This is a genomic window from Novosphingobium silvae (assembly GCF_009856825.1).
GTDB classification, from domain to species: domain Bacteria; phylum Pseudomonadota; class Alphaproteobacteria; order Sphingomonadales; family Sphingomonadaceae; genus Novosphingobium; species Novosphingobium silvae.
In genome coordinates this window covers 80,586-92,795 of record NZ_WVTD01000016.1, presented here as the reverse complement: position 1 = coordinate 92,795, position 12,210 = coordinate 80,586, and the positions used below count along the sequence as shown (strand labels likewise).

Genomic DNA, 12,210 nt, shown 5'->3' with positions numbered 1-12,210 from the left:
CTTCAAGGCATCGTGGTCTGCGGGATATGCGGACACCGCATGGGTCTTCACTCACTCTGCCCATAAGAAGACCCCCGTCTATCACTGCATCGATAGCGAGCAGAGCGGGCACTGCCAGAATGTGCGCGCAAACCAGGTTGATGCAGAGGTCGAGCGGCTGTTGATCGAAGCTCTGCAACCCGATCGCATCGACCTTGCGCTTGCGGCTCATGAACAGATGAACGGCGAAAACCGGCTGCTGGAACGTCAATGGGCGCTGAATCGGGAGAAGGCGCATTACGAAGCGGAGCGTGCACGCCGACAATATGATGCCGTGGAGTCGGAAAAGCGGCTCGTCGCACGTTCGCTGGAAACGTTGTGGGAAGAGAAAATACGCGAAGCCGACGCGTCTAACAGGATTACGCGCGGTGGCATGTCGAGCAGGTTAACGCCCTGGCCGCCGCCGCGCGAACGCGTATCCTGACCATTGCCGACCCTGTTGCCCGCGTTCTCGAAGCGGGCTGGCATCGACGAACGCAAAGAGATGATGCGGCTCGTGATCGACAGCGTGACGGTCGACAAGAGCCGTGCGCAAGGCCGTATCTGGTTCGCGATCCTGTGGCAGACCGGCGCGCGAACAGAGCATGTGATCATCCGCAATACCGCCAACTATGACGATCTGGCTCACTTCGCACGCATCGAGGAGATGGTGCGAACGCTCAATGCTGTGGGATCACTCGACCGTCAGATCGCGGACGCCCTGACAGCCGAGGGCATCATGAGAAGATCGGCGCTCTGATCTATGCCAACCTCTTCGACAACGAGGGCGAAGACACCTTCTCGCTGATCTGGTCCCGCCCCAACGGCAGGCGCGCCGACTAAGACCCCACGCAAGACCCCGCCACAAGGTCGGGGCCTCGGTCCGTCATGCCTTCACTGTCCGGAGCCGCAGCGAATTGCCGATGACGCTGACGGACGACAGCGCCATCGCGGCAGCAGCGATGATCGGCGACAGCAGCAGCCCAAACGTGGGATAGAGCGCACCGGCCGCAATCGGTACGCCTGCCGCATTGTAGATGAACGCGAAGGCGAGGTTCTGGCGGATGTTGGCCATCGTCGCCTGCGACAGGCGTCGCGCGCGGACAATGCCGGTGAGATCGCCCTTGAGCAGCGTCACGCCCGCACTTTCGATCGCAACGTCGGTTCCCGATCCCATGGCGATACCAACATCGGCGGCGGCAAGCGCCGGCGCGTCATTTACGCCGTCACCCGCCATCGCCACCACCTTGCCCTGCGCCTTCAGGCGCTCGACGACCGCGGCTTTCTGGTCCGGCAGCACATCGGCCTCGACCTCATCGATGCCGAGCTTTCTCGCAACGGCTTCGGCTGTGGTGCGATTGTCACCGGTCAGCATGACGATGCGGATGCCTTCCGCATGCAGGGCCTTCAGTGCCTCAGGCGTGGTCGCCTTGATCGTGTCGGCGATGGCGAAGATGCCGCCGATGGCTTTATCGATGCCGATATAGATGGCGGTTGCGCCGTCGCGGCGTAGCTCATCGGCCTGTGCCGCGAGCGGCGCTGTATCAACCCCATGTTCGGCGAGGAAGGTGGTGCTGCCGAGCACCACATGCCGGCCCTCGACACGACCGATCGCCCCCTTGCCGGTCGGCGAGTCGAAGTCGGCGACATCGGGGATGGTGATCTTTCGCTCGTCGGCAGCCGCCACGATCGCCCGCGCAAGCGGATGCTCGGACGCCTTCTCCACGCCGGCTGCAAGCCGCAGGATGGTCTCCTCGACAAATCGCGGGGCCACGACGATCCGGGTCACCGCCGGCTTTCCTTGCGTAAGCGTCCCGGTTTTGTCGACCACCAGAGTATCGATCTTCTCCATCCGCTCGAGCGCCTCCGCGTTCTTGATCAGAACGCCGGCGGCCGCCCCCTTGCCGATACCCACCATGATCGACATCGGCGTCGCGAGCCCGAGCGCGCAGGGGCAGGCAATGATCAGCACGGAAACGGCCGCGATCAGGCCATGCGCCAGCCGCGGCTCCGGCCCCCATACACCCCAGGCCGCGAAGGCGAGCAGCGCGACGGCGATGACGACCGGCACGAACCAGCCCGACACCTGATCAGCCATGCGCTGGATCGGCGCGCGCGAGCGCTGGGCATCCGCGACCATCTGGACAATGCGGGCGAGCATGGTGTCGCGCCCGACTTTTTCAGCCCGGATGACGAGCGCGCCGGTCTGGTTCAGCGTACCTCCTACGACCGCTTCGCCGACTACACGCGTCACCGGCATGGATTCGCCGGTCACCATCGATTCATCGATCGATGAGCGACCCTGCTCGACCACGCCGTCAACCGGCACGGTTTCACCGGGCCGGACCCTGAGCCGATCACCGATGACGACGGCTTCGACAGGAATATCCTCTTCAGCATCGTTCCGCCCGATCCGCCGGGCGGTTTTCGGCGCGAGATTGAGAAGCGCGCGGATTGCGCCGGAGGTCTGCTCCCGGGCGCGCAGTTCCATGACCTGACCGAGCAGCACCAGCACGGTGATCACGGCCGCGGCCTCATAGTAGACCGCGACCGTGCCATCGGCGCCTCGGAAAGCCTGCGGGTAGAGCTGCGGCGCGAATGTCGCGACGATGCTGTAGCCCCAGGCGACCCCGGTGCCCATCGCGATCAGCGTGAACATGTTGAGGCTGCGGTTGACGATCGACGCCCAGCCACGTTCGAAGAACGGCCATCCGGCCCACAGGACCACCGGCGTCGCCAGCGCGAACTGGATCCAGATCGAGATGCGCATCGGCACCAAATGGTGCAGCGCCGGGATCAGGTGACCGCCCATCTCCAGCAGGAACACGGGCAAGGCGAGCACGAGGCCGATCCAGAAGCGTCGGGTCATATCGGCGAGTTCGGGGCTTGATCCGGCATCCGCCGCCGCGATCAGCGGCTCCAGCGCCATGCCGCAGATCGGGCAACTACCCGGCGCATCCCGGCGGATTTCCGGATGCATCGGGCATGTCCAGATCGTCCCTTCCGTTGCGGTTGCCGTTACTGCCGCAACGTGGTGATGCTCATGGGTATCAGGTCCATGCGTGTGGCTATGGTGGGAATGATCGCCATGGGCGGCAGCACCCTCATGGTGATGTGCAGCATGCGCTGCCAGTGCCGCATAATGCACGGGGTCGGCGTCGAACTTCGCCTTGCAGCCGGCCGAGCAGAAGACGTAGCGCTCGCCTTCATACTCAGCATTGTGAGCGGTCCTGGCGGGATCGACCACCATGCCGCAGACCGGATCATGGTCGACGTGACCGGACGGCGTTTCGCCGTCCGGCTCATGATGGTGATGATGGCCGTGCGCCCCAGTCACCTCGGCGGCGCGTTCGCTCTTCTGATCGTCGTCGGCCATTCATCACCTTTCGCACGCCCCGCGGGCCTATTGGTTTGCCTTCACTCCTCGATCAGATGGAACTCTTCGAGCAGCTTGGCGATCTCGGTGCCTTCGAGCTTCTTCATCAGCAGCTTGCGCAGAAAGGCCGGTCCGGGAAGGTCGATACCCTTGCCGTCCCTCAGCGGACCGATCGCCGCCAACAGCGTACGGATGTCATAGGTCGAGTTGAAGACCTCCGGCACACCGCGCTCGACATTCATCAGCGTATAGACGGCCTCCATCGGGGTTCTCACCGAATATTCCGTGGTGAAGATGCAGTCCCGCTGCTTCGATTCCGCGAACTGGCCGATGAAGGCGAAGTTGACCGCGCCCTCCGGCACCACGTCCGGCCGGTCACCCGCCTGGCGCGGCATGAAGAAGGCGGTGATATAGGGCATCATCGTGGGCACGGTGCTGGCGCCGGAGGCTGCGAGTTCGGGAATGTCCTCGACCGGCACGCCGAGGTGATAGAGCCATTCCTGGGTGATCTCCTCGCCGGTGCATTCCTGCATCGGCTTCTTCACATAGTCGCCTGGCTTGTCGACGAAGAGCGCATAGAACCAGGCGATCATCTGGTCCTTGGGCTGCTTCTTGAAATGCGGCTGGCGATGAACCGTCCAGCTCAGCAGCCACGCCGAGTCCTTCACCGTGACGATACCCGCTGAGACGATCTTGCCGGTGAAGGGGTTCCGCTTCGTGATCTTCTCGACATAGGCCGGAATACGGGCATCGAGGGCAGTGATCGACGCGGAGGCCCATTTCGTTTCCGGGATATGGCCCCCGAATACATCGGGGCGACCGAAGGCCGGATCCTTGGCAGCTATCCGCCGCCACAGGTCCCAGGCCGGCGCCGGTCCCTCGTTCAGTTTCGCTGGCGTCTTGTGGTCGCCATTGTCCGAGTTCTCGGTCAGCGACCCGATCGTGATGAAGACGAGATCGTCTGGCCCGAGATCGACGCCGCCTTCGACGCCGCGCTCTTTCCAGTGAATGCGGGTCGCTTGCTTGCGGCCGGGCTGGATGTCGAAATCGACATCGGTGACCTCGACGCCGTAGCGGAACGTGACGCCGTGATCGGTCAGCCACTTCACCAGCGGCAGGACCATCGATTCATACTGGTTGTAGCGGTTGAACTTGAGCGAGGAGAAGTCGGCGAGACTGCCGATATGATGGATGAAGCGGTGCAGGTAGAGCTTCATCTCCAGCGCGGAATGCCATTCCTCGAAGGCGAACATGGTGCGCCAGTAGAGCCAGAAATTGCTTTTGAGGAAGTCTTCGCCGAAGACCTCGTTGATACGCTTGTTCTCCATCTCCTCGCGCGTCGCGAGGAAGACCGAGAGCAGGTCCTTCTGGGCCTTGTCGTTGAGCGTCAACAGCGCTTTGTCGGGCACGTCCTGGCCCTGGTTCTGCGTCGTACGCTGGAGCGAAAAGTTCGGATCGTCCTTGTTGAGCCGGTAGAATTCGTCGAGCACGCTGGCATCCTCGATCTCCAGCGAGGGGATCGAGCGATAGAGGTCCCACAGGCACTCGAAATGCTCCTCCATCTCGCGGCCGCCGCGAATGACGAAGCCCTTTTCGGGCACGTCCAGACCATCGAGCGCGCCGCCGGGGATTTCCAGCTCTTCCAATATGGTGATGCGGTCGCCCGAAACGCCGCCGTCGCGGATCAGGAAGGCGGCGCCGGCGAGCCCCGCGAGGCCCGAGCCGACGAACCACGCCGTCTTTTTGTCGGCGCCTTCCGGCTTGCGTGGACGGACAAAGGCTTCATAGTTTCCACTGCTATAATGCATGGCAAACTCCTGTTTTTCTTGTTGGGATCAGTCGGCGGGCTTGTAGCTGTAGAAGCCTTCGCCCGACGCGATGCCGAGCTTGCCCTTGTCGATGTAGTTTTCCTTCAGCCACGCGGCGAGCGACTGTGCGTGCTCATCACCGTGCGACAGGATGTTGTAGGGGGTGTTCAATCCGATGATGTCGTAGATCTGGAACGGCCCCATCGGCGCGCCGGTGGCGATCCGCCAGACCTTGTCGACATCTTCCGGCTCGGCATAGCCGCCGGCAGCCAGATCGGTGGCCGCGTTCAGGAACGGCACCAGCAGGGAGTTGAGGACGTAGCCCGCTTTTTCCTTGCGCACCGGGATCGGCACCATGCCGATCGCGGAGGAGAAGGCGATCAGGGTATCGAACACGGCCGGATCGGTGTCGTCCGTACCCATCACCTCGGCAGTGTTGAACTTCCAGATGCTGTTGGCGAAGTGCAGCGCCAGGAAACGGTCCGGGCGGCCGGTGAAGGCTTTGAGGTCGCTCGGCAGCAAAGTCGAGCTATTGGTGGCGAAGATCGTTCTGTCAGGCGCGAGCCCCGCCAGTTTCTCGTAGAGCGCCTGCTTGATCTCGAGCACTTCCGGAACCGCTTCGATGACCAGATCGGCATTCGCAACCGCAGCCCCAAGATCGGCGGTGAGCGTGATGCGTCTCGAAGCTTCGGCTGCCTTGCCGTCAGCCGCACCCGTCACCTCTTTCACGTAGGTTTCTACAAGCGTTTCGAACCGATGCCTCGCCTGGTCGAGTGCTTCGTCGCTGATCTCATAAGCGGTAACGTCAAAGCCACTATAGGCGGCCTGGAAGGCGATCTGGCTGCCGAGGACACCGGTGCCTAGCACCGTCACTTTCAGGATGTCGCTCATTCATTCTCTTCCTTGCGTCGGGTTTCATAGAGAAACGGCGCAGCGACTTCGGCGGGCACGCGAACCAGCTTGCCGGTAGCTTTCTCGATGAGCACCCATTGCGACAGGGCCGCGACGAGCGTCTGACCGTTACTGTCTTTGAACTCGACGCACCGGGCGTATCTCGCTCCGCGCGGCTTCCCTTCGACCCAGGTTATGGCAAAGGTCTCTTCGCCCGCCCGGATATTGCCGCGGTAATCGACCTCGTGCCTGAGCACCATAGCAACATAGGTGTCGGCATCCCTCGGACGCGCGGCTGTCAGCCAGTGCGCCACCGACACATCCTGAATCCAGGTCACCCAGACCGCATTGTTGACATGGCCGAGTTCATCGATGTCTTCTTCGGTTGCCTGGAAACGGATATGGAAGCGCCGACGTTCGTCCACTTTTCCAGCCAAGGGCACGCCTGAAGCATCGCAGCCGATCCTGCGGCGTCCTTCGCCAGGAAGGCTCATGACCGGGTGGATGGCGCATCGAGGCCTGCCATCGCGCGAAAGAAGCCGACAAGCATTTGCTCTCGGGGAATAGCGCCTTCGACATCGCCCTCGACCGCCAGTCCCATCCACAGTGCATAGAGGCCGATCCCGGTCTGCAGCGGCGGCAAGGCAGGCCGAAGCGCAAAGCGCCGCGTCAGATCCGCCACAAGTTCTCCGAACAAATGGTGGCAGGCGGCCTTTCCTTCGCGATGCCGTTCAGCGAACGCGGGGTCCCGCCGCGCATGAAGCTGCAATTCGATCGAAAGCAGCGACCAATGCTGTTCGTCAGCCAGCTTAGCCAGCCGCGCCGCAAGCACTTGCAGAGTCGCCTCGATATCATCGCCGGAGCAGTGGGCGACCAGATCGCGCAGAAGCACGACCTCGTCCTGGATATGAGCCTGCAGAATCTCGACCAGCAGATCGTCCTTGCTTGCAAAATTCGAATAGAAGGCCCCCTGCGAATGACCCGCTGCACTACAGATGTTGCGGATCGACATGGCCGCCACCCCTTCTTCCACAATGGACGAATGTGCTGCGGCGAGCAGCTTATCCCGCGTCTGGCGCTGCGTTTCCTTTCGCGTGAGGCGCATGAGCGATCGACCTCCAATTCAGCACGGCATGGAAACCTTTCACCCATGTCGGCGTTCACCGTAAAACCAGATATCACCTGATATCTCGAATGCAACGAAAATCCGGTTCGAAGGATCGCCCTTGGCTGAGACCTATATCCCCTACTCCACCAGCGTCGAAGTGCTCGGCGAAGACGAGGAGCGGCTCACCGCCGAAATCCTCGAAATCATGGCGAGCACCAACCGCAAGGCGTTCGAGCGCCATCGGCATGCGGTGCGCGACGCCCATGCCAAGAGCCACGGGTTCCTGAAGGGCGAACTCGTCGTCCCGGAACTGCCGGAGCATCTGCGCCAGGGGCTTTTCGCTCGCCCGGCCACCTATTCCGTGGTGATCCGCCTCTCTTCGGCGCCGGGCGACATCCACTCCGATACCATTCCCGCCCCACGCGGCATGGCGATCAAGGTGATCGGTGTCGATGGCGAGCGGCTTCTCCCCGAAGACCAGGGCCACAACCAGGATTTCCTGCTCGTCAACATCCCGACCTTGAGCTTCGGCACGATCGGTAAATATCGCCAGCTCATCGGCCTTCTGGAGCAGAATGCCCAGAACCCGGCCTTTCTCCAGCGAGCGATGGCTGGGGTCGCGCGCGGCGTGGAGGCGGCAGTCGAAGCGGTCGGCGTCGAGCCCGGCGCCACGCTGCGCGGGCTCGCTCGCGACAATAACCATCTGCTGGGCGAAACCTATCATTCGATGGCGGCGATCCGCTTCGGCGACCATATCGCCAAGATCAGTGCCGCGCCGTTCTCCGACAACGTCCGTGCACTGACCGGCAAGGATGTCGGCGCGGTTGAGGATTCCACCATGCGCGATCTGGTGGTTGAACATTTCCGCGAGCAAGGCGCAGAGTATCAGCTCCGTGCTCAGCTCTGTGCCGATCTCGACAGGATGCCGGTCGAGGACGCCGCCGTGCTCTGGCCGGAAGACCTTTCGCCGCACCAGCCGATCGCGACCCTGCGCATCCCGCCACAGGAGGCCTATTCGCCGGCGCGGCGCGTCTACGGCGATGATGTGCTGTCGTTCAATCCCTGGCACGGTATCCGCGATCATCAGCCACTCGGCTCGATCATGCGCGTGCGCATCGCCGCCTATGAACGATCCACCCGCTACCGCCATGAGATGAACGCCCAGCCTCGTGTCGAGCCGACAAACATCGACGCCATCCCGGACTGACGCACCGATCGTCACACGCAATCACGAAAGGAGGCCAGCCATGGCCGAAACCGAAGACACCCCGCAGATCGACGAAACCCGCCTTCAAGCCATCCGGCGGCGGATCGAGGAAGTGGCCGGCGACGCGCCGCAGCTCGCCAAGCTCGCCCTTGAGCAGATGGTGACGAAGCACAATCCCGACCTCAAGGGCACGGCGGGCTCGGCTGGCCGTGTCGGCGCCCAGTCCGGCAATGTCTCCGAGCTCACAGCCATCGCAAACTTGAAGCCAGGCGGCGCGGACCGGCTGAAACGCATCTTCGGGCTGGTGAACGGCAATTTCGATGGCGCACAGAAGGTCGGCACGCTCCACAATATGCGGTTCGTGTTCTTCGACAACGACACACGAATCCTGTTCGCCACCGCCTATGACGGCGACTGGGACACCTATATCAACGACTTCGCCACCAAGATCCCCGACCTGATGGACCTGCTTTTCGCTTCGGTCGAAGGTTGGCCTGGCATCGCAAGCCCCAAGGTCAAGGATTTCATCGCCGAGCATCAGATCACCGCTGCCGGCTGGTTCGTCGCCAACCCGCAGGTGACCGTCGTCGACGTGCGCCGCCTTCAGCGGATGGAACATGCCGTCAACGAATTCCTGGACAAGGTGGGCTGAGCCATGGCGATCCTTCAGAAACTGAAAGAGCGCTTCCGGCGCGACAGCGTTACGCTCGATCTGCACGACATTCAGGCGCTGATCCTGCGAAGCCGGCCCGAGCCTTATGTCGGTATCCACGCCATGCTCCATTTCGACGAGGCGGAGGGCGCGCGCGATCTTCTCGGCCGGCTCGCGCCCCATATCGCATCTGCCGACAACTGGAGCGAGGATCTTGATTTCTGGATCGGGGCCGCACTCAGCTTCGAGGGGCTGAAGGCGCTCGGCGTTCCCGAAGCGCAGCTCAAGACATTCCCGCTCCCCTTCCAGCAGGGCATGGCCGCACGCGCGGAGCAGCTTCGCGACTTCGGGCCCAACGCGCCGGAAAACTGGGAAGAGGTGTTCAAGCCCGGCAACTGCCATCTCGCGCTGACTATCTACGCCGTGGATGATGCTGCGCTCGATAAGGCGCTGGCGACGGCGCGCACCGAACTCGACCGGAGCAGCGGCGTGACCCTGCTCGGCGAGCATCGTTTCGGCGCGCCGGATGGCGCGAAAAACCCGTTCGGTTTCCGGGATTCGATCTCCCAGCCCGCCGTCGAGGGTAGCGGCGTCGATCCGCTGCCGGGCGAGGAGCGCCCGATCAAGGCGGGCGAGTTCATTCTTGGATATGAAAGCGAGAACGGCCAACCGCTTGGCATGCCCGAGCCCGCCGGGCTGGGCAAGAACGGCACCTTCGTCGTTATGCGCAAGTACAACAGCCGGGTCGGCTGTTTTAACGCCTTCCTCAAGGCGCATGGCGAGACGCCGGAGGAACGCGAGCTATTAGCCGCCAAGATGTTCGGTCGCTGGCGGTCAGGCGCTCCACTGACGTTGTCGCCGGATCATGACGACCCGGACCTCGGCGCCGATCCGCAGCGCAACAACGACTTCAATTTCAAGGACGACCCCAAAGGCCGCGTTGTGCCGCTTGGCTGCCATATGCGCCGGCTCAATCCCCGCGACTCCGAGTTGACGCTGCTCACCGACGTCAACATTCACCGCATCATCCGCCGTTCCTCGACCTTCGGGCCGGTTTATTCCGAGGATGTGGCGCCGAAAGACGATGCCAAAGGCGATCGCGGCCTCTTCTTCATCTTCATAAGCGCGCGCGCTTACGACACGATCGAGTTCATGCAGCAGGAATGGATCAACCGCGGCAATTTCGTCGACCTCGGCGAGGAGCGCGATCCAATCGTTGGTCTGCATGAGGAGGACGGCCGGTTCACGATCCCGCAGGCGCCTGCGCGCAAGCGCATCGACGGTGTGCAGACCTTCAATGTCATGAAGGGAGGCGAATATCTGTTCATGCCAAGCCTATCGGCGCTTAAGTGGTTGGCAGAACAACGCTAAAGCTATTCACCTGATTGTCGGTTGAGATTTGAAGTGTGCAGAGTGACCCGGAAAGTGCGGGGCTGTGCGGAAGGTTAAGTGAGTGGGAGTTGAGTTTCGGCAAGGCTGGGGATGGTTGGTCCTTGTGGCGCTTACGATTTCGACGACCGGCGATGAAATCACGTTGCTGACGTTGATGTTCCGCACTGCCGAGAACGCATCCGGCTATGCGGTGCCGACGCTGCTGACCGCGGAGCTGCTACCCGGTCTGATCGCCGCACCCTGGGCGGGCCGCTTGATCGACCGCCGGGAGGCGGCCCGCATTCTGGTCATGGTGTCAGTTCTGCAAGCGGGCGTGATAGCATTTATCGCCTATTATCCCATGTTCACGCTCGCCGGGGCCGCGCTGTTGAGCGTGCTGTTCACGATCAGCAGCGCCGCAACATTCGCGTTGATTCCAGTGCTGGCGAGCGGCTTGGAATGACCTCGCACTCGCCAATTCCCTTATGGAAATGGTTCGCAGCCTTGGAATGCTCGCTGGTCCAGTCGCTGGGGGCGTACTGGTGGGATGGATCGGATCGCGCAATGCGCTTTTAGCCGATGCCGCCAGTTATGCCCTTTTGGCCCTCGTCGTGATGGCGAGCAGGCTTCGCCGCAAGCCACAACGGGACGATCAGGAGGAAGAGACCCTGTTCGCGGACTACCTGCCGCTGCTCCGCAATCGACGGTTGATGGTGGTTACGGGTGCGCTCAGCCTCGAAGTGTTTGCGACCGCCATAGCCGACGTTGCTTTCGTGTTTCTCGTGATGGTGACGCTGGGAGCGGGCCGACCGCGTTTGGAATGCTGACGGCACTATGGGCGGTTGGGATGTTGATCGGCGCTGGGCTGGCCGAAAGGGTTATTGGCCATAGGGTCGGACTGGCGGCGTTCGGCACGGCCGCTGTCATGGGCGCGACCATGCTGTGGATCGGCCTTGCGCCGATCGGGCTGGCAATCGTTGCCGTCGCCTTCATCCTAGGCGGCGGCGCAAACAGCATCCACAACGTCGCTGTCCGAACCTTGTTCCAGTCGGAATGCCCGCCCGCCGATCATGGCAAGGTCGCCGCGATCTATGGTGCGGTGACACGCACCGCCGTAATCGGCGGCTATGTTGCTGGCGGCTTCTTTTTTGTGCCGAATGATGCGCCAACCGCCTATCTCGTGGGCGGCCTGCTGGGCGTTGTCGCGGGCTTAGTCGGATGGCGGATATTCAATCGTAGATGGAGCGCAGCACCAATCAAAGCATCGACGCGCCAAGATTGACCTGATTGTCGTGCCCCTCCGCTAACGGCTATACCAATCAGGTGGCGTGATTGAGGCGCGGTGCGGAACGGACACGATAGCGACGCCCTAATGATGTAAGGCAGAAAATATATGACCTTTCAGTTTGATCCATCATTCGATGCAGAATCACTCCACATGCCGGGAGATTCTTTGATCGAATTAGACCAGATAGAGAGTTCATTAGGAATATTGCTGCCGTCTGAGCTTCGTGATTTATTTATTGAATTCGGATCAGCGATAGTTTTCAATAAGGATGTTGAATTTCCTGCGGAAAAATGCGCCTATTCCGATGATTCAGGAAGAATTGGCGTTTCAGTTATATATGGCCCTGTTGACGGAAGCTCAGGAATAATTCGCATAAACGAACAATTATCCATGCAGATTCCAAAAACATCTGTGGTTTTTGCGGAAATCGGTCTGGGCAATATGCTGTTAATTGACAGAATTGATGGAAAGATATCCGTATGACTGCACGA

General features: G+C 61.7%; 14 protein-coding genes. 9 read left to right on the top strand and 5 right to left on the bottom strand.

All coding sequences use genetic code 11. From position 1 onward, the window contains the following. Window positions 1-463, top strand: a 463-nt coding sequence (locus GR702_RS17365; protein WP_237449775.1) for a hypothetical protein, incomplete at its 5' end; no start/stop codon positions are given. A gap of 60 nt (window positions 464-523) precedes the next feature. After that, window positions 524-778, top strand: coding sequence for a hypothetical protein (locus tag GR702_RS17360; protein ID WP_004207027.1), 255 nt, complete (start codon window positions 524-526; stop codon window positions 776-778). Between the two features lie 126 nt (window positions 779-904). Here the strand turns inward: GR702_RS17360 and GR702_RS17350 are convergent, their stop codons facing one another. From GR702_RS17350 to GR702_RS17330, 5 genes are read right to left on the bottom strand one after another with little or no spacing between them, the layout of a single operon-like run. Next, window positions 905-3,394, bottom strand: a complete 2,490-nt coding sequence (locus GR702_RS17350) for a heavy metal translocating P-type ATPase (RefSeq protein ID WP_039996361.1) — start codon at window positions 3,392-3,394, stop codon at window positions 905-907. A 41-nt stretch (window positions 3,395-3,435) separates the two neighbouring features. After that, window positions 3,436-5,202 carry an oleate hydratase gene (locus tag GR702_RS17345; protein WP_103096776.1) on the bottom strand — a complete coding sequence of 589 codons (1,767 nt, stop codon included), beginning with the start codon at window positions 5,200-5,202 and terminating at the stop codon, window positions 3,436-3,438. A 27-nt stretch (window positions 5,203-5,229) separates the two neighbouring features. Further along, window positions 5,230-6,093 (bottom strand): 3-hydroxyacyl-CoA dehydrogenase, encoded by an 864-nt coding sequence (locus GR702_RS17340; protein ID WP_004207023.1) that lies wholly within the window; start codon window positions 6,091-6,093, stop codon window positions 5,230-5,232. Then, the gene (locus GR702_RS17335) at window positions 6,090-6,587 is read right to left on the bottom strand and encodes an acyl-CoA thioesterase (protein ID WP_004207018.1); all 498 of its coding nucleotides are present in this window, start codon (window positions 6,585-6,587) and stop codon (window positions 6,090-6,092) included. Before GR702_RS17335 ends, GR702_RS17340 begins: the two co-directional genes overlap by 4 nt. Beyond that, window positions 6,584-7,198 (bottom strand): TetR/AcrR family transcriptional regulator, encoded by a 615-nt coding sequence (locus GR702_RS17330; RefSeq protein ID WP_103096775.1) that lies wholly within the window; start codon window positions 7,196-7,198, stop codon window positions 6,584-6,586. The genes GR702_RS17335 and GR702_RS17330 overlap by 4 nt, the downstream gene beginning before the upstream one ends. A 121-nt stretch (window positions 7,199-7,319) precedes the next feature. Here GR702_RS17330 and GR702_RS17325 point away from each other — a divergent pair, with 121 nt between their 5' ends. The 7 genes from GR702_RS17325 to GR702_RS17305 all read left to right on the top strand — a co-directional run bounded on the left by GR702_RS17325 (window position 7,320) and on the right by GR702_RS17305 (window position 12,202). Further along, complete coding sequence (locus GR702_RS17325; protein WP_237449774.1) at window positions 7,320-8,408, top strand: catalase family protein; 1,089 nt, start codon at window positions 7,320-7,322, stop codon at window positions 8,406-8,408. 40 nt (window positions 8,409-8,448) lie between these two features. Then, window positions 8,449-9,060 (top strand): hypothetical protein, encoded by a 612-nt coding sequence (locus GR702_RS17320; RefSeq protein ID WP_017503242.1) that lies wholly within the window; start codon window positions 8,449-8,451, stop codon window positions 9,058-9,060. Window positions 9,061-9,063: 3 nt separating this feature from the next. After that, window positions 9,064-10,431, top strand: coding sequence for a Dyp-type peroxidase (locus GR702_RS17315; RefSeq protein WP_160986992.1), 1,368 nt, complete (start codon window positions 9,064-9,066; stop codon window positions 10,429-10,431). 124 nt (window positions 10,432-10,555) lie between these two features. Beyond that, complete coding sequence (locus tag GR702_RS22415; RefSeq protein WP_017503244.1) at window positions 10,556-10,894, top strand: hypothetical protein; 339 nt, start codon at window positions 10,556-10,558, stop codon at window positions 10,892-10,894. A gap of 22 nt (window positions 10,895-10,916) precedes the next feature. Then, complete coding sequence (locus GR702_RS22410) at window positions 10,917-11,258, top strand: MFS transporter (RefSeq protein WP_037490093.1); 342 nt, start codon at window positions 10,917-10,919, stop codon at window positions 11,256-11,258. A gap of 20 nt (window positions 11,259-11,278) precedes the next feature. After that, window positions 11,279-11,713 (top strand): MFS transporter, encoded by a 435-nt coding sequence (locus tag GR702_RS22405; protein ID WP_025290603.1) that lies wholly within the window; start codon window positions 11,279-11,281, stop codon window positions 11,711-11,713. 111 nt (window positions 11,714-11,824) lie between these two features. Beyond that, complete coding sequence (locus GR702_RS17305; RefSeq protein ID WP_146037283.1) at window positions 11,825-12,202, top strand: SMI1/KNR4 family protein; 378 nt, start codon at window positions 11,825-11,827, stop codon at window positions 12,200-12,202. Window positions 12,203-12,210 lie beyond the last annotated feature (8 nt).